Source organism: Arthrobacter sp. Soil782 (assembly GCF_001428435.1).
In the GTDB taxonomy this organism is placed as follows: Bacteria; Actinomycetota; Actinomycetes; order Actinomycetales; family Micrococcaceae; genus Arthrobacter_D; species Arthrobacter_D parietis.
In genome coordinates, this window is the sequence record NZ_LMSO01000001.1 from 198,183 (window position 1) to 217,421 (window position 19,239).

14 protein-coding genes are annotated in these 19,239 nt (G+C 64.0%); 9 read left to right on the forward strand and 5 right to left on the reverse strand.

Annotated features, from left to right (window positions below; translation table 11 throughout):
- Positions 1 to 39 precede the first annotated feature (39 nt).
- Complete coding sequence (locus tag ASH00_RS00940; protein WP_056543770.1) at positions 40 to 1,740, forward strand: sensor histidine kinase; 1,701 nt, start codon at positions 40 to 42, stop codon at positions 1,738 to 1,740.
- A gap of 91 nt (positions 1,741 to 1,831) precedes the next feature.
- Here ASH00_RS00940 and ASH00_RS00945 read toward each other — a convergent pair whose 3' ends face one another.
- The 3 genes from ASH00_RS00945 to ASH00_RS00955 form a co-directional block, all read right to left on the reverse strand.
- Positions 1,832 to 3,487 carry a BCCT family transporter gene (locus tag ASH00_RS00945; RefSeq protein WP_056543773.1) on the reverse strand — a complete coding sequence of 552 codons (1,656 nt, stop codon included), beginning with the start codon at positions 3,485 to 3,487 and terminating at the stop codon, positions 1,832 to 1,834.
- Between the two features lie 91 nt (positions 3,488 to 3,578).
- On the reverse strand, positions 3,579 to 4,211 hold the full coding sequence (locus ASH00_RS00950; RefSeq protein ID WP_056543776.1) for a putative glycolipid-binding domain-containing protein: 633 nt from the start codon (positions 4,209 to 4,211) through the stop codon (positions 3,579 to 3,581).
- Positions 4,212 to 4,313: 102 nt separating this feature from the next.
- Entirely contained in the window at positions 4,314 to 5,783 is a 1,470-nt protein-coding gene (locus ASH00_RS00955) for a PucR family transcriptional regulator (protein WP_056543779.1), read from the reverse strand.
- Between the two features lie 148 nt (positions 5,784 to 5,931).
- On the opposite strand from ASH00_RS00955, the gene ASH00_RS00960 reads away from it, so the two are divergent.
- The gene (locus ASH00_RS00960; protein WP_056543782.1) at positions 5,932 to 7,362 is read left to right on the forward strand and encodes a gamma-aminobutyraldehyde dehydrogenase; all 1,431 of its coding nucleotides are present in this window, start codon (positions 5,932 to 5,934) and stop codon (positions 7,360 to 7,362) included.
- Positions 7,363 to 7,403: 41 nt separating this feature from the next.
- Positions 7,404 to 8,771 carry a 4-aminobutyrate--2-oxoglutarate transaminase gene (gene gabT, locus ASH00_RS00965; RefSeq protein WP_056543785.1) on the forward strand — a complete coding sequence of 456 codons (1,368 nt, stop codon included), beginning with the start codon at positions 7,404 to 7,406 and terminating at the stop codon, positions 8,769 to 8,771.
- Here the strand turns inward: gabT and ASH00_RS16545 are convergent.
- The gene (locus ASH00_RS16545; RefSeq protein ID WP_157358956.1) at positions 8,764 to 8,913 is read right to left on the reverse strand and encodes a hypothetical protein; all 150 of its coding nucleotides are present in this window, start codon (positions 8,911 to 8,913) and stop codon (positions 8,764 to 8,766) included. The two genes, gabT and ASH00_RS16545, sit on opposite strands and share 8 nt — an antisense overlap.
- 180 nt (positions 8,914 to 9,093) lie before the next feature.
- Here ASH00_RS16545 and ASH00_RS00970 point away from each other — a divergent pair, with 180 nt between their 5' ends.
- The gene (locus tag ASH00_RS00970) at positions 9,094 to 10,635 is read left to right on the forward strand and encodes an APC family permease (RefSeq protein ID WP_082565816.1); all 1,542 of its coding nucleotides are present in this window, start codon (positions 9,094 to 9,096) and stop codon (positions 10,633 to 10,635) included.
- Here the strand turns inward: ASH00_RS00970 and rarD are convergent, their stop codons facing one another.
- Positions 10,636 to 11,688 carry an EamA family transporter RarD gene (gene rarD, locus ASH00_RS00975; RefSeq protein ID WP_082565817.1) on the reverse strand — a complete coding sequence of 351 codons (1,053 nt, stop codon included), beginning with the start codon at positions 11,686 to 11,688 and terminating at the stop codon, positions 10,636 to 10,638.
- 108 nt (positions 11,689 to 11,796) lie between these two features.
- Here rarD and ASH00_RS00980 point away from each other — a divergent pair, with 108 nt between their 5' ends.
- From ASH00_RS00980 to ASH00_RS01000, 5 genes are all read left to right on the forward strand, one after another.
- Positions 11,797 to 13,233 carry an FAD-dependent oxidoreductase gene (locus tag ASH00_RS00980; protein ID WP_056543793.1) on the forward strand — a complete coding sequence of 479 codons (1,437 nt, stop codon included), beginning with the start codon at positions 11,797 to 11,799 and terminating at the stop codon, positions 13,231 to 13,233.
- 43 nt (positions 13,234 to 13,276) lie between these two features.
- Complete coding sequence (locus tag ASH00_RS00985) at positions 13,277 to 14,431, forward strand: FAD-dependent oxidoreductase (protein WP_056543796.1); 1,155 nt, start codon at positions 13,277 to 13,279, stop codon at positions 14,429 to 14,431.
- 81 nt (positions 14,432 to 14,512) lie between these two features.
- Positions 14,513 to 15,127: a TetR/AcrR family transcriptional regulator gene (locus ASH00_RS00990; protein ID WP_056543798.1), complete on the forward strand. Its 615-nt coding sequence runs from the start codon at positions 14,513 to 14,515 to the stop codon at positions 15,125 to 15,127.
- A gap of 31 nt (positions 15,128 to 15,158) precedes the next feature.
- Complete coding sequence (locus tag ASH00_RS00995) at positions 15,159 to 17,714, forward strand: MMPL family transporter (RefSeq protein WP_056543801.1); 2,556 nt, start codon at positions 15,159 to 15,161, stop codon at positions 17,712 to 17,714.
- 89 nt (positions 17,715 to 17,803) lie between these two features.
- Positions 17,804 to 19,111 carry an ATP-binding protein gene (locus ASH00_RS01000; protein ID WP_235563101.1) on the forward strand — a complete coding sequence of 436 codons (1,308 nt, stop codon included), beginning with the start codon at positions 17,804 to 17,806 and terminating at the stop codon, positions 19,109 to 19,111.
- Positions 19,112 to 19,239 lie beyond the last annotated feature (128 nt).

The window sequence follows — 19,239 nt, forward strand, 5'->3', positions numbered from 1 at the left end:
GTGTCGGAACAGCACCGAGCGTTAGGAGCACCAGTCACCATGGACAACGTTCTGTCCTATCTGACGTTCAATACCCGGCAGTTCCACGAGATGTCGATGCGCTCACGAGTGGTGCTCAGCCAGGCGCCGCTCTCAATTACGACGGCGCTGCTGGCAGCCGGGAGCGTCGTTTTCCATCCAATTGTCTGGACGAGTTCCGCGTTCCAGTGGGGGATGGTCCTCAGCGTCGTCATCCTCGTACTGTGTGCGCTCATTCCCTGGGACAGGCTGCCGTACGGGTTGTTCCTCATCATTCCGTTGCTCGATTTCATTCCAATCGCGCTCCTGCGCTTCGGTTCAGGCGTCGAAGTGCTCGGAATCGGGCTGATGGCTGTCTTCCCGGTCCTGTGGCTGGTGGCCTCCGGGCTGTACCCGCGGCTGTGTCTAGCGCTGAGCCTCATCGGCCCGTTCGCGATGATCTGGGTTCCACTGTTCATGACAAGTGACGGCGTCAGCGTATCTGACCTGACGCAGTCGGCCCTGACTCCAACCATCATCTTCGGAATCGCCGTGACCATCCGGGTTATGACCGCCAGCATGATGGACCAGCAAAAAGCCATGGAGGAGAAAGATCACGCCCTGCAGCAGGTGCTCCAGCGCAGCGCCCAGCGGGAGCGGTTGCTCAATGCCACGGTCAACACGGTCGACGTCGGTCTGCTCGCCATCGACGCGGACGGCCATGACATCCTGTTCAACCGGCGCCAGCACGAGATACACCGGATAGGGCTGCCCGAGGGCGTGGATGACGCAGCTGAGAAGGACCTCCTGCTGTTCCGACCCGACGGCGTCACACCGATTCCGGCAGAGCAGCGTCCCGCGCACCGGGCGGTTGCGGGTGAAACATTCTCCGACTACCTCATCCGGATCGGCGAGGGCGGGAACCAGCGCGTTCTGTCCGCCTCTGCCCGCATGATGCTGGACGAGGGCGGAAACCGTGAGGGCGCCGTCGTCGCCTTCAACGATGTCACTGAGCTGGTCAATGCGCTGAACGCGAAGGAGGAGTTCGTCGCAATGGTCTCCCACGAATTGCGCACGCCGCTGACGGTGATCGTCGGGTATCTGGAGATGATGCTCGACGACGAGCCGCCGCCGGAGACGTTGGCCGGCCTGAACGTCATTGGCCGCAACGTGACGCGACTTCGCCGGCTCGTGGATGATCTGCTCACCGCAGCCTCCGGACCGCCGGAAGTCTCCCCGATACGTGCGGACCTGGCAGAAATATCGCGTGAATCGGTGGATGCCATCACGGCGCGCGGCAAGGAAGCCGGCGTCGACATTGTTGACGAGGTTCCCGTGGGCACCATCGCCCGGTGTGATCCCGCGCGGATCGGTCAGGTTCTGGATAACCTGCTCTCCAATGCGGTCAAATATTCGCCGGCGGGCGGAACCGTTACGGTGCGTGCGCAGAAAATGCCGGGCTCCGTGGTCTGCGAGGTGGAGGATCAGGGAATGGGCATGAGCCCGGAGGACAGCGCCGAGGTGTTCTCGAAGTTCTTCCGGACTTCCAGCGTGCGGCAGGCGGCGATCCCCGGCGTGGGGCTGGGCCTGGCCATCGTCCGTTCGATCGTCGAGGAACACGGCGGCCGCATCCATTGCCGCAGCGAGCTGGGCCGCGGGACCACGTTCACGTTCGAGCTGCCGGATAGTCCTCGCGAAGCTGAAGCCGGCGCCGCGGCGTCAACAAGCGAAGCCACCCACTAATCTGCGGGGTTGCCTGCGCGGTGTCCAGACGATGACGCTCCCACAGCCTGAGGCTGCGGGAGCGTCGTCGTCGTATCAGGGAAGTTGCTGCTTACCGTGCAGCGGCTTCCTCAGCCGTGCCGAGGTCTTCCTCCTGACGCTCCGGCTCAGGAGCCGGTGCAGACGGAGTCCGACGGCGTTTGGCGCCGACAATAGCCGGATCCTTTGAAAGGTCCATCATGAGAGCCACGCAGAGGCCCACCATGATGAGGACAAAGGGCGCTGCGGCGATGATCGTCAGCGTCTGCAGCGCACCGAGACTGCCGATGAACAGCAGGACTGCTGCTACCGCGCCGGTCATGGTTCCCCACAGAATGGTGAGCCACTTCTTCGGGTTCTCGGAACCGAAGGAGGAGAGCGAGCCCAGCACGATCGAGGCGGCGTCCGCGCCGGAGATGAAGAACACCGCAACGAGCAGGACGACGAGGATCGCCGTCACTGAGGCCAGCGGGTACTCAGCCAGCAGCGCGAACATCGCTGACTCCTGACTCTCCGCGTTGGCTGCGGCGATGTCCACGCCGTTATTCTGCGCGGTGATCGCGGTGCCTCCCCAGACACCGAACCACACGAGGCTGACAAGGCTCGGCACAGCGACAACGCCGAGAATGAACTCACGGATGGTGCGTCCGCGCGAGATTTTGGCGAGGAAGGAACCGACGAACGGCGTCCATGAAACCCACCAGGCCCAGTAGAAGATGGTCCAGGCCGAGAGCCAGTCCTGGCCGCCGAAGGCTCCGGTGCGAGTTGCCATCTGGGGGAGGGCAAACAGGTAGTTGCCTGCGGCGGAAGGGATCAGCTCGAGGATGAAGACCGTCGGGCCCACGATGAACAGGAAGGCGAGGAGCACCAGCGCGGCAATCATGTTGCCGTTGGAGAGCCATTTGATGCCGCGGGAAATACCGCTGACGGCGGAGACGACGAAGCACACGGTCAAGAGCCCGATGAGGCCTACCTGGACCCAGATGTTGCTTTCGATCCCGAAGACTTCGGTGAGCCCGCCGTTGATCTGGACAACTCCGAGACCCAGGGAGGTAGCGGAGCCGAACAGGGTTGCGAAGATAGCGAACACGTCGATTGCGCGCAGGGCCTTGATATTGGTGCGCCCGCGGAACAGCGGAGCGAATGCGGCGCTGAATCCGATGCCGCGTCCCTTGCGGAACGCGGAGTAGGCCAGGGCCAGTCCGACGACGGCGTAGATCGCCCACGGATGCAGAGACCAGTGGAAGAGCGTGTAGTTCATAGCCTGCCGGGCGGCGGCGTCGGTACCGGGCTCCACACCTGCAAGCGGCGGCGTCAGGTAGTGGGAGATGGGTTCGGTGACGCCATAGAACATCAGGCCGATCCCCATGCCCGCGCTGAACATCATTGCAATCCAGGAGGCGCGGGAGAAGGCTGGCTTCTCATCGTCGGCTCCGAGGCGGATGCGGCCGTACTTGCTGAAGGCGAGGAATGCCGCGAAGACAACAAAGCCGGTTGCGGTGAGGACAAAGGCCCAGGAGAAATTGGTTACCAATCCATCGAGGACGCTGCTGGTGACATCGGCGAAACCGGTGGGGAAAGCGACACCGAGGATGACCAGCGCCAGCACGACCACCAGGGACGTGTAGAAGACGGGACGATCAAGAACACCCTTGCTGGGTGCTTGTGCGGAGGCCGTTCCTGGCGGCCCTGACTGTATTTGGGCAGGATTATGTGCGGAATCAGACATGATTCCACCGTACGCTCTGTACACAAGCGCATCCGGTGTGTTAGGTGCAATGGCCCATCAGGGGTTGGATCGTGAGAAAAGTTACCGAAACTTAGCGGATTCGGGTTGCCAGCCCGGGATATTCGATAACCACGCCCTCCCGGTCGATCTGCAACTCCGCCGTGAACCCATGGTTGTCGGAGCTGTAGAGAACTACGCCGTTCCGCTCGTTGTTCGCTGAACGCAGTTGGCTGTACATCTGGCTGCTGCGCATCACCCGAAGGCTCGGAACCTCCACCCATGCCATGACCATTGAGGTCTCATCCGCCGGCGCCAACTCCTCGGAGTGCAGGTTCAACCGCAGGATGGGCATCGTGTTGGTCAGCGGGCACAGCCCCAGATCACAGTCGAGGGCACCGATCAGCAGGGAGGGGTCTTCGATGCCTGGTGCGGGGAGGTCGCATTCGCCGGAACTTGAGCCGGTGCCGGTCCACACGCCGTCGCTGTCGCGCTCCAGCTCGAGGTGCCGGCTCCAGCCGTGGCCATGCACCGTCGCGGTCAGGCGGCGGGTTACCCAGCCCTCCGCCGTCGTGAGCGCCCAGCTCATGGCATACGAGTCTGTCCTGGATGTGCCGTGTGCACTCAGCCGACCCGGCTCCAGATTGATCGTGGCGGAATCCAGGCGACCCGGATCGTCGATGCCCTGCCAGGTGTGGAGCAGACTCGTATGCAGTTGGTTAGCCATTCGATTACCTTAGGGAGCGTTGGGGGCGGCGCGCCAGAGAGATCGCTCGTCGGGCACCGGATTCCCCTGTTTCCGTACCAAATTCAGAAGCAGGGGCGCGGCTCACCGGAGGCCGCGCACATTCAACGCCAGGTACAGGTGTACGCGGTCTGCGGTGATGGCGGGATCATAGCCCGTGAGGTCGACGATCTGCTGCAGACGGTAGCGAACGGTGTTGCGGTGCAACTGCAGCACGTCCGCAACGGCGGCCACCGACCCGTTATGAGCCAGGTACTTCTCGAGCGTGAGCATCAACTCTGCGCCGTGGCGGTCGTCGAACGCCACGACCGGATCGAGCGCTTCGGCGGCCAGATCCGCCAGCGGCACGTCCTCACTTGCCATGAGGAGGGACGTGAGGCTGAGCCGGTCCGGTTGGTTGACCGCCTGACCCCGGGTCAGCGACTCCCGCGCCTCGAAGTAGCTCCAGCGCAACCCGCTGGGCTCGGCATAGCCGCCCCCGAAGCCTACCTTCGCTGTGAAACCGGCGCCGTGAAGGTAGGCGCTCAGCGCCCGGCTGAAAGACTCCCCGTCACTTTCCGGCACCGCGATGACCAGGCGGTCGTCCACAACGGCCGTGACGGCGTCGTCGTAAGCGCCCGGCAGTGGAAGCGTCCGCAGGGCGCGGCGCTGACCGGTTGCCACATCAGCAAGCACAACGCACTGCCTCCGCGCGGTGTCGATGCCGGCGCTGCCCAGGCGCGCTGCAGCATCGCTGCCGGTGAGCGAGCCGCGCACCACGTCCTGCAGCAACTGCCCGACGACGGCGCGCTCACTCGCCCTGCGCCTGGCCTGGTTGCTCAATTCCACGCTGATCAGACTCTGTGCGTAGTCCGTGATGGCGTCGCGCTGGTACGGTTCGCCGATGGCCAGGGTGCAGCGGTCCTTCAGGCCCGTCGCCACGGGCATACGGTGCCACGCGCGGTTCTGCTCAGCGGCCTGCTCAGCTGCCTGCTCAACTGCACGCTCAGCTGCCCCGAAACCCGGGGCGCTGGCACTGGTTGCGAACAGCACCGTTCCATATTGGGACAGCGCGACGTCGGTGCGCAGCATCGCGGCAAGCTCACTCAGGAGCTGGGGGAGCCCCCCGCCGCCCAGCAGTGCAGCGGCCAGCACCTGGTGGCCCTTGAGCAGGTTTTCGAGCCGAGCGTAGTGTTCGGCGGACAGGGAATCAGCAACGATTTTTCCGATTGCGATGAATGGCGTCTCGTACGGAACGCGGAACACCGGGAGTCCGAGCTCGTCCGCCTGATCCAGGAACGCGGCGGGTACCTTCTCGTGGCTGAGACCCGTTGCAAAGCCGATCGCGAGTGCGCCGGAGGCCTGGACGTGCCGGACGAAGTTCCGCTGTGAGGTGGCTGATTTCTGCCGGAGGCCGGTGGTGAGCACCACTTCGCCGCCGCTGAGGAATGGCTTCGGGTCTTCCAGCTCGGTCACTGCAACCCACTGGACCGGAACGTCCGCCACAGCACTGGTACCCACCTGCTGAAGCTTTAATGCGGGCGTGGCAAGGAGGGCCGACAGTGTGATCGCCATAACGTCCACTATAGGCTGACGTGCTTGTGCGGATGCATCACGCTTTTGCGGAAGCGCTGTGCGTTTAAACCTAGGCGGCGTGGCGTGGACCACGTAGGGTCGGCAGTGAATTTGGGCACTCCTGTCCGGGAATGAAAGGAAATACGCCGTGGTCGCAACCCTGCAGAACTTCATCAACGGCAAGTTCGTCACGCCGAGCGGCAGCGAACTGCTGGACATCGTCAACCCGACCAACGGCGAAGTGGTCGCACAGTCACCCGTGTCAGTCCAGGCTGACATCGACGCCGCGATGAGCGCCGCCAAGACGGCCTTCGCCTCCTGGAAGCGGGAGACTCCCGCGCAGCGCCAGCTCATGCTGCTCAAGCTTGCGGACGCCATCGAGGCACACAGCGAGGAACTCGTTGAAGCCCAACACCGCAACACCGGGCAGGTCCGCGAAATGATCGCCTCGGAGGAAGTCGCAGCCGGAGCTGACCAGATGCGCTTCTTCGCCGGCGCCGCCCGCATCCTTGAGGGCAAGTCCGCCGGAGAGTACTTCGAGGGCCACACCTCGTATGTCCGTCGCGAACCCGTTGGGGTCATCGCCCAGGTTGCACCGTGGAACTACCCGTTCCTCATGGCCATCTGGAAGATCGGACCGGCGCTCGCCGCAGGCAACACGATTGTGCTGAAGCCCAGCGACACCACTCCGGAATCCACGCTGGTCCTCGCCCGCCTGACGCAGGGCATCCTGCCCGACGGCGTCCTGAACGTTGTGCTGGGCACCGGAGCCACCGGTGCGGCCATGGTTGAGCACAAGACGCCGGCCATGGTCTCGATCACCGGCTCGGTGCGGGCGGGCATCGCCGTCGCCACCGGAGCCGCGAAAGGCCTCAAGCGTGCCCATCTCGAGCTCGGAGGCAAGGCTCCCGCCGTGGTCTTCGGGGACGCTGATGTGAAGAAGAGCGCGGCGGCCATCGCCGAGGCGGCCTTCTTCAATGCAGGTCAGGACTGCACCGCCGTGACCCGGGTGCTGGTACAGGATTCGGCCCACGATGACCTCGTGGCTGCCATGGTTGAACACACCAAAACCCTTACGACGGGCGACGCCGATGACTCGAAGAACTACTTCGGTCCGCTCAACAACATCAACCACTTCAACGCCGTCAACGCCGTCATGGATGCACTGCCCTCGCACTGCTCCGTAGCGGTCGGCGGCAAGCGCTCCGGTGACAAGGGCTACTTCTACGAAGCCACCATCATCACCGGCGCCCGGCAGACTGACGACATCGTGCAGAAGGAAACCTTCGGACCGGTCATCACCGTGCAGAAGTTCTCCAGCGAGGATGAAGCAATCGAGATGGCTAATGACGTCGACTACGCCCTGGCCTCCAGTATCTGGACCACCGACCACGGAACAGCCATGCGCGTCTCCCGCGACCTGGATTTCGGGGCTGTGTGGATCAACACCCATATCCTCCTCACTGCCGAAATGCCCCATGGCGGATTCAAGAGCTCCGGCTACGGCAAGGACCTCTCCATGTACGGCGTTGAGGACTACACCCGCATCAAGCACGTCATGAGCGCGCTGGACGCCTGAGAGATTCTTAGTCCAGATTCCTAGTCCAGAAAGGACTTCCTATGACCACCCAGGCACTCCAGCCGCACTTCCGGCTCGAGCAAAAGCGCCGCATCATCGGCGACTTCCCCGGCCCCAAATCCACCGCTCTCAACGCACGCCGCTCCGCCGTCGTTGCCAAGGGTGTTGCCTCCGGCGTTCCCGTGTATGTTGCGGACGCCGACGGCGGGATCCTCCACGACGTCGACGGTAACTCGTTCATAGACTTCGGCTCCGGTATCGCGGTGACAAGCGTCGGCGCGTCCGATCCCGCCGTCGTCGGCGCCGTGAAGGAACAAGTGGAGCACTTCACCCACACCTGCTTCATGGTGACCCCGTATGAGGGGTACATCGCCGTCGCAGAGAAGCTCGCCGAGCTGACTCCGGGCGATTTCGAGAAGCGGACGGTGCTGTTCAACTCCGGCGCTGAAGCGGTGGAGAACGCCGTCAAGATTGCACGGATGGCCACCGGCCGGCCAGCGGTAGCCGCGTTTGACCACGCCTACCACGGCCGCACCAACCTGACTATGGCGCTAACCGCGAAGTCGCTGCCCTACAAGGCCGGCCCCGACGGCACCTTTGGTCCGTTCGCTTCCGAGGTGTACCGCCTGCCCATGAGCTACCCGTTCCGCGAGGAAAACCCGTCAATCACGGGTGAGGAAGCGGCGCAGCGGGCCATCTCCGTGATGGAGAAGCAGATCGGTGCGGAGTCACTCGCCGCGATCATCATCGAGCCGGTGCAGGGCGAGGGCGGCTTCATTGTTCCTGCTGACGGCTTCATGCCCACCCTCGCAGCGTGGGCGAAGGAAAAGGGCGTCGTTTTCATTGCCGACGAGGTGCAGTCCGGATTCTGCCGCACCGGCGAATGGTTCGCAGTGAACCATGAGGGAGTTGTTCCTGACCTCATCACCATGGCCAAGGGCATCGCAGGGGGCATGCCCCTCTCGGCGGTCACCGGCCGGGCAGACCTGCTCGACGCCGTGCACCCGGGTGGTCTGGGCGGCACCTACGGCGGCAACCCCGTTGCCTGCGCTGCGGCGCTCGCCGCGATCGACACCATGACGGAGCTGGACCTGTCCGCGCGTGCGCGGCGGATCGAGGAGATCGTGGTGCCCCGGCTGCGCGCCCTGCAGGAGCAGACGGACATTATCGGTGAAGTCCGCGGCCGCGGCGCCATGCTCGCCGTCGAATTCGTTCTGCCGGGCACCAGAGAGCCCAACCCGGTGGCCACGAAGGCCATAGCGGCGGCATGCCTGGAGGAAGGGGTCATCATCCTCACGTGCGGAACCTACGGCAATATCATCCGGCTGCTGCCCCCGCTGGTCATTGGCGAGGAGCTCCTGAACGACGGACTGGACGTCCTCGAGAAGGCAATCCGAGCGGTCAAGTAGAGCTGAGCGCATAAACGACGACGACGGCGGTCGGCTGGGCGGTTCCCTCGAGGGACTGACTCGGCCGGCCGCCGTCGTTCTTGTGCGTTGATTCGGCAGGAAACGCCTCGAATGGAGGGTGATCAGGGGCATGTCCTGCCAACTCATGGGTGATGTCTCTTGCACACTGGCGTCGGAGCCTGCATACTAAACGAACGCAATTCGTTTATGTGATCCAGGTGACAGTGGAGAACCCGCTGGCGCGCATCGCGGGCTCACCTGAGAGAACCAGACTCCAAGACAATTCTTAACGAAGAATTCCTAACAAAGAGGTAAGGAACCCATGAGCACTATGAAAGTGCGCACCGGCGCTCCAGACGGCACACCCACGTACTCCGGCAAGGGGCTCAAAACGGGGCAGCTCGGCCTCCTCGCCATCGTCGTCATCGGTATTTCCACCATTGCACCGGCGTATGTCCTCACCAGCACACTGGGCCCCACGGTGCAGAGTATCGGCGTGCACCTTCCGGCGATCTTCCTGGTCGGGTTCATCCCGATGTTCCTGGTGGCGCTGGGATACCGCGAGCTCAACGCGGACAGCCCGGACAGCGGAACAACGTTCACCTGGGTGACCAAGGCATTCGGTCCGTACATCGGCTGGATCGGCGGGTGGGGGCTGCTGGCGGCGAACATCATTGTGCTCTCCAACCTGGCCGGCGTCGCTGTCGACTTCTTCTATCTGTTCCTCGCCCAGCTCACCGGGCAGGAGGCCATCGCGGACCTCACCGGTATCCGCTGGCTGAACATCCTGACCTGCCTGGTGTTTGTCGGCGCTGCCGTGTGGGTTTCCTGCCGCGGCGTCAAGACCACCAAGGCTGTGCAGTACGCGCTCGTAGGACTGCAGGTCGGTGTGCTGGCGTGGTTCGTGATTGCAGCGTTCAGCCGCATCCAGCAGGGTGCAGCCGCTGACACTGTGGCGTTCAGCTGGGACTGGTTCAACCCGTTCGCCATCGAAAGCTTCTCCGCCTTTGCGCTGGGGCTTTCGCTGTCCATTTTCGCGTTCTGGGGCTGGGACGTCTGCCTCACGGTGAGCGAGGAAGCACGTAACGGCAAGCGCACCGCCGGCCAGGCCGCAACCTGGACTGCCGTCGTCGTACTGGGTATCTACCTGCTCGGCGCCATTGCGACGGTCATGTTCGCGGGCATCGGCACTGAGGGACTGGGCCTCAACAACGCGGACATCTCCGAGAACGTCTTCGCGGCGCTCGCAGCGCCGGTCATGGGACCGTTCGCCATCCTGCTTTCGCTCGCGGTGCTGTCCAGCTGTGCGGCGTCGCTGCAGTCAACCTTCCTCTCCCCGGCCCGCAGTCTGCTGGCCATGGGCTACTACCAGGCGCTGCCGCAGAAGTTCGCAACGGTGCACCCGACGTACCGCTCGCCGGTCTTCGCAACCGTTGTAGCGGGCGTCATCTCCGCCGGGTTCTACTCGCTCATGCGCATCATCAGCGACAACGTCCTGAACGACACCATCATGGCCCTCGGCCTGATGATCTGCTTCTACTACGGCCTGACCGCACTGGCCTGCGTCTGGTACTTCCGCCGGACGGCGTTTACCTCGACGCGGAACTTCGTGTTCCGGCTCCTGGCTCCGCTGCTCGGCGGAATCGGCCTCGTGATCGTGTTCCTGCAGACCGCCGTGGACAGCTGGGACCCGGCCTTCGGCAGCGGCTCGGAGATCTTCGGGGTGGGCCTGGTGTTCGTGATCGGAGTAGGGATCATCGCACTCGGCGTCGTGGTGATGCTCGTCGTCCGCCGCACGCATCCAGGGTTTTTCCGCGGCGAGACGCTGCGCCGGGATACTCCGGCGCTTGAAGTGGCCGAGTAGTCAGACGCTCGCGGGCTGCTGTTGCTGCCCGCTCTTGCGGGGCCTCGCGTTCTTCCGGACCGTTCGGATCATGTCCACGGTGAGGAGCGCGAGGCCTATCCATACCAGCCCAAAGCCGATCCACCGCTCCAGCGGCATCTCCTCACGGAAAACCGTGAGGGCCAGGATGAACTGGAGGACCGGCGCCAGGTACTGCAGCATCCCGATGGTGGTCAGGGGCAGCCGTCTGGCAGCTGCCCCGAAGAAAATCAGTGGAACGGCGGTGATAATTCCGGACGCCGCCATGATCCAGAAGTGGCCAGGACCCTCCGTGGTCAGCGTTGCGCCGCCGGAGAGCGCCAGCCAGATCATGACCGCCGCGGCGATCGGCGTCAGCACCGCTGTTTCGATGCTGAGGCTGGTCACGGCGTCGACACTCGGCCCCACCCGCTTCTTCACAAACCCGTAGAAACCGAACGAAAACGCCAGCGCCAGGGCAATCCACGGAACATTCCCGTAGCCAATCGCCAGGACGACGACGGCGACAAGCCCCATTCCCACGGCTGCCCACTGCAGCGGGCGCAGCTTTTCCCGCAGCACGAGGACACCGAGAAGTACGGACACGATCGGGTTGATGAAGTAGCCCAGCGAAGCTTCGATGGCGTGACCGTTGGTAACCCCGTAGGTATAGACGAGCCAGTTCACCGCAATCAGGAGAGCCGCAACGGTAAGGGTTCCGAGCACCCGCGGGGTGGTGAAAGCGGTGCGGACTGTGGTCCAGGACCGCAGAACGGTCAGCAGCAGTGCGCAGAAAATCAGAGACCAGAGCACGCGGTTGGCGACGATCTCCACGGCGGTAGCCGGCAGCAGGATGAGGAAATAGACGGGGAGCAAGCCCCACAGTCCGTAGGCGCCGATACCAAAAAGCACGCCAGTGGCGCTTTCGCTACGGGCAGGACGCGTACTGGTGCGGGTGCGGCTCACATGCGTGCCAACCGCCGTCGTGCCGTTCCTATTCCGGAAGCAACGCGGGTGGGGGAGCGGGTGATCCGCGCCACTGGTTTCGACGCGCATCGGATGGGGGATTTAGAATAGGAAACTGTGCGCTAATGTGCGTCCGTTCATTCCCTCAGGGGAAGTCCTCAGGGAGCCCCCAGGTCATCCACCAGGAAGAAGGCATCAGTGTCCAGCACGACGTCGGTCCGTCCACTTCGGGTCGCCATCATCGGCGCAGGCCCGGCCGGTGTGTATGCCGCAGACATCCTGACAAAGTCGCAGGAGGTCAAGGGCGGAGACTTCGAAGTTTCCATCGACCTTTTTGACCAGTACCCGGCGCCGTACGGCCTGATCCGGTACGGTGTGGCCCCTGATCACCCGCGTATCAAGGGAATTGTCACCGCGCTGCATAAAGTGCTGGACCGCGGGGACATCCGCTTCCTCGGTAACGTCAACTACGGCCGCGACCTCACACTGAAAGACTTCCGCACCTTCTACGATGCCGTCATTTTTGCGACTGGAGCGGTGAAGGACGCGGACCTCAACATCCCGGGGGTCGACCTCGAAGGCTCCTTCGGCGGAGCGGACTTCGTCTCCTGGTATGACGGGCACCCTGACGTTGACCGGGACTGGCCGCTGGACGCCAAGGAGATCGCTGTTATCGGCAACGGCAACGTGGCCCTGGACATCGCCCGAGTCCTCTCCAAGCACGCCGATGACCTCCTGGTCACGGAGATTCCATCCAACGTCTACGCCGCGCTGAAGAAGTCGCCGGTGACGGACGTTCACGTCTTCGGCCGCCGCGGTCCCGCACAGGTAAAGTTCACGCCGCTGGAACTGCGCGAGCTGTCCCACTCACGGGACGTCGACATTGTGCTGTACCCGGAGGATTTCGACTTCGACGAGGCCTCGGAACAGCAGATCGCCAGCAACAACCAGACGAAGACGATGGTCAAGACGCTGACCAACTGGCTGGTTGAGCAGCCGGAAGACCCCGCGGAGTTCACGGCGTCGCGCCGCCTTCACCTGCACTTCCTGCACAGTCCTGTGGAGATCACTGACTCGCCGGAGACTCCGGGCAAGGTTGCGAACATCCGCTTCGAACGCACCCGCCTCAACGGCAGCGGCTCAGTCGAGGGTACGGGCGAGTATCTCGACTACCCGGTCCAGGCGCTCTACCGGGCTATCGGCTACTTCGGCTCCGAACTTCCGGAGGTGGGCTACGACGAGCGGGCCGGCGTCATTCCCAACGAGGGCGGCCGGGTCATCGACGAGTCAGGCAACGCGGTGCCCGGCATCTACTGCACGGGTTGGATCAAGCGTGGGCCCGTGGGGCTGATCGGCCACACCAAGGGTGACGCCCTGGAGACCATCGGCTACCTACTGGAGGACCGCCTCAACCTGCCCCCGGCAGAGCATCCGTCGGAAGACGCCATTATCAACCTCCTTGAGGAGCGCGGCGTCCGGTACACCACCTGGGAGGGCTGGCTGAAGCTCGATTCCCACGAAATGAAGCTGGGCGCCAACTACATGCACGACGACGGCAGCCTGCCTGAGCTGGTCCGCGAGCGTGTGAAGCTGGTTCCGCGCGAGGACATGATCGCGATTTCCCGCGGGGAGTAAATCCCAAGCCGGTGCTGCTGAGGACGGTCGGAAAGGACTGATCATGAAGGTCATCGTCATCGGCGCAGGGATTGCGGGCCTGGCAACGGCGAAGAACCTTGCGGATTCCGGCTGGCAGGTGGAGGTACTGGAGAAGTTCCGGGGGCCGAGGGCAAGCGGCTACATGGTGGACTTCTTCGGTCCCGGGTATGACGCCGCGGAGAAAATGGGCGTTCTGCCGGAGCTGCAGGCGCGGGCGTACTCGGTCCAGGAAGTGGCCTATGTCAACAGGAAGGGGCATACAACCGGACGCCTCAGCTACGCACGCTTCGCAGACGCAGTCGACGGAAGGTTGATGAGCATCATGCGGCCGGACCTTGAAGAGGCCTTACGGGAAAGCCTTCCTGCGTCGGTCCGCCTCCGCTACGGAGTGACCTTCGAGCAGATCGAGAACAACGACAACGGCGTGTGCGTCCATACCTCTGACGGACGCCGTGTTGACGCTGACCTTGTCATTGGCGCGGACGGAATTCACTCGGCAGTGCGGGAAGCCGTCTTCGGGCCGGAATCCCGGTACATCGACTACCTCGGATTCCATACTGCTGCATTCACCTTCGAGGATCCGGTCATGAAGGACCGCGTCAGCGGCAGGTTCGCCCTCAGTGACACCAAGAACAGACAGATCGGACTGTATGGGCTGAGGGATTCGAGGGTCGCGGCGTTCCTGATTCATCGGAATGCTTCTCCCGCACTGCCGGCGAATCGAAGAGAGTCGCTGCGCAACGAGTTTTCGGGCGTCGGCTGGCTCGCTCCACGGGCTCTCGACCAGGCGCCTGCTGACCTGTATTACGACGTCGTCGCGCAGATTCACATGGAACAGTGGCATTCCGGCCGGGTGGTCCTGGTGGGTGATGCGTGCCAGGCGGTTTCGCTGCTCGCCGGCCAAGGGGCGTCGCTGGCGGTTGCGGGAGCCCGCATCCTCTCAAACCACCTTGCGGAGTCCGCATCGATTGCGGAAGGGCTTGCCGCCTATGAGGAGCAATGGATGCCTGTTGCCCGCGAAAAGCAGGAGGCGGGGCGCCGCGCAGCGCGCTGGTTCCTGCCGTCGTCGGGCCCGGAACTGTTGTTGCGCCGGTTGATGCTGAAGCTCTCGGGGCTGCCATTGATCAACCGGTTCATCGGTACTTCACTGGCCGGCAAAGCGGTGCCGGTGTCCTGAGCCAATACAGGCCCACTTCCCAGGCGCGACGGCGGGAACGCCAGTTTGCACTCTGTGCAAAGTTGCACCTAGTGTAAGTATGTGACAGAACAGCAAATCAGCCGCCGCGAGCAGAACAAGCTCGAAACGCGGAGGGCCATTGCCCAGGCGGCTCTGGACCTCGCACGCACCCACGGCATGGGCGGGTTCACGGCTGAGCAAATAGCCGATCAGGCGAACGTCTCCCGCCGCACCTTCTTCAACTACTTTCACAGCCCGGAAGAGGCACTGATCGTCTCCACGGAGTCGTTTCTCGACCGCGCGGAAGCCGAACTCGCGGCCCGTCCCGGGGATGAGCCCATCCTCGACGCGATGATTGCCGCGCTCGCCGCCACCACCAAGGTGGAAAACCTGAAGGACTGCGGCGACCTCTTCCGCATGGCTGCAGGCAACCCGGACCTCCTCGGCACCCACCTCCTCGCCTGGGAGCGGGCTGAAGCCCGCATCATCAGCGCAGTCGAGGACCGGCTGCGCGGCCAGGCGTCAACCCTCTACGTGCACGCGCTGGTCGGCTCACTGCTCTCCTGTGCCAAGGCCGCAATGCGGGAGTGGGCATCGAGTGAGAACCCGGACCATAATGCGGCGCAAACCCTCGAGGACTCCATCGTCGCGACGCTGACCATGCTGCGCGACGGCTTCTCCCGTCCTTCCTCCTAATCCAGACATCTAACCCAGGACGCACAACACCATGGCATTCCTCCTGTACCGACTCGGTTCCTTCGCCTACCGCCGCCGCTGGTGGGTGGTCTCCGCCTGGCTGGCCATCATGGTCGCGGTAGGTGGTTCTGCCGTCGCCTTCTCCGGCACCCTGAGCAACAACTTCACCATCCCGGGTACTGAATCCCAACGCGTCCTCAATCAGCTCAAGGAGGAGATGCCTGAGGCCGTCGGCGGCATGGGGACCATCGTTTTCCAGAGCACTGACAGCGAGTTCACCTCCGAGCAGCAGGACGCAGTCTCCTCTGCGCTCACGGAGGTGGAAGGGCTCGACGGCGTCGAATCAGTCATTGACCCGTTTGAGACTGCACAGCAGCTCGCTGACAGCCGCGAGGAGATCGCGAACGGCAGGGCGGAACTCGAAGCCGGAGCCCAGGAGCTCGCCGACGGCGCCGCCCAGCTCGATGCCGCCCAGGCACAGCTCGATGACCAGCGCGCCCAATTTGAAGCGGGGAAGGCGTTCCTGCCCGCTGAGCAGATCGACGCAACCGTGGCGCAGCTTGACGCCGCCCAGGCCGAGATCGACGCCCAGCGCGCCCAGCTCGACGAGGGCCAGGCAGAACTCGACGCCGCCCGAGTGGAGCTCGAGCGCGGGGAACGCCTCCTCGAGGCCACCTCAGGCATTCAGTTCGTGTCCGACGACGACACCACAGCGGTTGCCAGTGTCCAGTTCACCACCGCGGTAGACGCCATCACACCCGAGACCCGTGAAGCGGTCCAGGAGGCAGCGGGCGCCGCGACTGAAGCCGGGCTGAACGTCGAATACAGCAAGGAGATCGTCCAGGACATCTCCGAGATTTTCGGGCCGGCCGAGGTCATCGGCCTCCTGGTCGCCGCCATTGTCCTGATCGTCATGCTCGGGACGCTGGTAGCAGCCGGCCTGCCGCTGCTCATGGCCATTGTCGGCGTAGGAGTCGGCGTCGGAATAACCTTCGCCCTCACCGGAGTCATCCAGATGAGCTCCATCTCGCCGGTGCTCGCGCTGATGCTCGGACTCGCCGTCGGGATCGACTATTCGCTCTTCATCGTGAACCGCCACCGCACACAGCTGCTGCGTGGCATGCCGCTGCAGGAATCCATCGCACGCGCCACCGGAACCGCCGGCAACGCTGTGCTTTTCGCGGGCATCACGGTCATCATCGCGCTGGCTGCGCTCGCCGTCCCCGGCCTGCCGTTCCTCACTATCCTCGGCCTGTCCGCTGCCGGAACAGTCGCCGTCGCCGTGTTGGTTGCGCTCACCCTGACGCCCGCGCTGCTTGGTTTCATGGGCCGCAAGGTCATCTCGAAACGCCGCTGGAAGACCGCGCACTCCGCCAGCGAGGCAGAGGCTGACGAGCACTCTGTTGACAATTCCTATGCCGCAGGCCGCGGCTGGGGAGGTTTCGTCACCCGCAAACCCATCCTCACGGTACTGGCTGGCGTCGTCGCGCTCTGTGTGCTCGCGTTGCCGGCGCTGGAACTGCGCGTCGGCCTGCCCGACGGCGGCTCGGAGCCGACCGATTCCACCGCCTACCAGGCCTACACACTGGTGGGGGAGAAGTTCGGCGAAGGCACCAACGGACCTCTCCTCGCCGTCGGTGAACTGCCCCCGATCGAAGACGAGGGCGAGCGCACCGACCTCCAGCTCGACGTCGCCGACCGCCTCGCCGCCATTGACGACGTCGTCACCGCTGTCCCTGCCGGAATCAGTGATGACGGACGCACCGCGATCTACCAGGTCATCCCGGAAGAGGGCCCGGCGAGCGAGAGCACCGAGCAACTGGTGCGTGACCTCCGTGCCGAAGCCGCCAGCATTGAGGACGCGACGGGCGTCACCGTCTCCGTCACCGGGCAGACCGCCGCAAACATCGACGTATCCGCGAAACTCATGGAGGCCATGCCGCTCTACCTGGGCATCGTCGTCGGGCTGTCCCTGGTGTTGCTGCTCCTGGTGTTCCGGTCCATCCTGGTGCCGCTCATAGCCACCGCCGGCTTCCTGCTCTCGCTACTGGCCAGCTTCGGCGCCACCGTCGCGATCTACCAGTGGGGCTGGCTGGGTGACTTCTTCGGCGTCACTAATCCCGGCCCGATCCTGAGCTTCCTCCCCATCATCCTGATCGGCGTGCTCTTCGGTCTGGCCATGGATTACCAGATGTTCCTCGTCTCCGGGATGCGCGAGTCCTTCGTCCATGGCCGGCCCGCCAAGGAAGCCGTGCGGGTCGGATTCAGCCACGGCGCCAGGGTGGTCACGGCTGCGGCCATCATCATGGTCTCGGTGTTCGCAGGCTTTGTCTTCTCGCATCTGACCATGGTTCGTCCCATCGGTTTTGGCCTGGCGTTCGGTGTGCTGCTCGACGCGTTCGTTGTCCGGATGACCCTCATCCCGGCCGCAATGCACCTGCTGGGCCGCTCAGCCTGGTGGCTGCCGAAGTGGCTGGACCGCATCCTGCCCGATGTTGACGTTGAAGGCGCCCGCCTGGTTGAACACACGGACGACGACGGCGCCCGCCGGCTTCCGGCGTCGAACCCTGTGCCAACAGGCCGCTAGCCCTGTCCGAAATGCGGACCTCCTTCACTCCTCAGCCAGATATCGATTCGAAAGTAGGTACAAGAGGAACCCTGCAGCGAGTGCGTTGAATGCTGAGCCCCCTGCCTGCCTCCACCGCCAGTCACAGCTCACGGCGGAGGCGGGTAGTCGGTGGGCGTTCCTGGCTGCGTACAGCACTCAACAGCCCCTTCAGTCCCGGCTCCGACAACGTCCCGGAGATCTGGGCCGGCCGCACCGAACAGCTCAGCGACTGGCGCGACATTGTGCGTCCGCGCAGGCTGGCGGGCCTGCCTGAACGGGGCAGAACCATCCTCGGGGAAGCCGGTCTTGGCAAATCCGCCCTCGTCCGCCGCATCGCACGCGACGCTGCTGCCAATGGAGACTGGGTGACCTCGCAGTTGCGCATCCCCTCCGGCGCGGACCCACTGAAGCTGGTCGCCAGCGCAATACTCAAGCTTGCCGGGGAAGCAGGTCTCGCCTCTTCCCGCAAGCAGAAGATCAGGGACGCGCTGAGCCGCGTGCAAGCAGTGGCTGTGTCCGGCATGTCGCTGACACTGCACCAGCAGTCAGGCCCTGAGCCTTACGTTGTGCTCACGGAGCTGCTGGTCGAGGTCGGCCGTGCTGCGATGGCTCGGGGCGATGTCATGGTGCTGATCCACGTCAAGGTCCAGAACATCACCGGCGACAAGGCGCTCTCGCAGCTGCTGATCGCGTTGGGTGATGCCCTTGTGCACGAGGAGACAATTACAGCCCCCGGAGGCATCGCTGTATTACGTTCTTTGCCGATTGCTGTGTATCTAACCGGTCCGCCTGACTTCGCCGACGTGGCCGGTGCCCGCACAGGCGCAACCTTCGCGCGCCGCTTCAAGACAACCCTGCTGTCTGCGATCGACGACGAGGACCTGGCATCAGCTCTTCAGCCGTTCGTGATCCGAGGCTGGGCAGTGCCTGATGACCTGGGCGGTACGAACCAGGTCCATATGGAACCGGATGCCGTCACGGCGATCATAGACCTATGCCGTGGTGAACCATTTCTCTTTCAGCTGGCCGGAGAGCAGGCCTGGTACGCCGGGAGCACTGATCTCATTACCCGGTCCCAGGTCTTAGCCGGCTGGAGGGCCGCCCGTTCTGAAGCAGTCACCCACGTTGAGCGGATCCTTGACCGGCTGCCCGGGCGCGAGCGCGAGTTCCTCCAGGTGATGGCTGAGCTTCCCTCCAAAGAGCGCACACTTTCTCGTATTGCTCAGGAGATGGGTCACAGTAAACCCACAGCCGCCGGGCCCACATCGCAGCGCCTCGACACAGTGCGCGGCATCATCGAACGCGGCAAGCCCTACACCTTCCGCCACCGCGCGGTGGAGGCCTTCCTCACCAGCGACTGGCCTGACGTCGTCTAATGCCCCTGGTCCACCTGTACAGAGACTGGGCAACGTCGTCGCCCGACGACGCGACTACTCAGATGTGCTGAGTGAGGCGATCCTGGAGCAGCGGCCGGCGACGAAGGGGTCTTAAGTTGCTAGAAGGA

Excerpts from the sequence above, each read along its gene's own strand:
- ASH00_RS00940 (WP_056543770.1), top strand. The coding sequence starts at position 40 with ATGGACAACGTTCTGTCCTATCTGACGTTCAATACCCGGCAGTTCCAC.
- ASH00_RS00945 (WP_056543773.1), bottom strand. The coding sequence starts at position 3,487 with ATGTCTGATTCCGCACATAATCCTGCCCAAATACAGTCAGGGCCGCCA.
- ASH00_RS00950 (WP_056543776.1), bottom strand. The coding sequence starts at position 4,211 with ATGGCTAACCAACTGCATACGAGTCTGCTCCACACCTGGCAGGGCATC.
- ASH00_RS00955 (WP_056543779.1), bottom strand. The coding sequence starts at position 5,783 with ATGGCGATCACACTGTCGGCCCTCCTTGCCACGCCCGCATTAAAGCTT.
- gabT (WP_056543785.1), top strand. The coding sequence starts at position 7,404 with ATGACCACCCAGGCACTCCAGCCGCACTTCCGGCTCGAGCAAAAGCGC.
- ASH00_RS00970 (WP_082565816.1), top strand. The coding sequence starts at position 9,094 with ATGAGCACTATGAAAGTGCGCACCGGCGCTCCAGACGGCACACCCACG.
- rarD (WP_082565817.1), bottom strand. The coding sequence starts at position 11,688 with ATGCGCGTCGAAACCAGTGGCGCGGATCACCCGCTCCCCCACCCGCGT.
- ASH00_RS00985 (WP_056543796.1), top strand. The coding sequence starts at position 13,277 with ATGAAGGTCATCGTCATCGGCGCAGGGATTGCGGGCCTGGCAACGGCG.
- ASH00_RS00995 (WP_056543801.1), top strand. The coding sequence starts at position 15,159 with ATGGCATTCCTCCTGTACCGACTCGGTTCCTTCGCCTACCGCCGCCGC.
- ASH00_RS01000 (WP_235563101.1), top strand. The coding sequence starts at position 17,804 with ATGCTGAGCCCCCTGCCTGCCTCCACCGCCAGTCACAGCTCACGGCGG.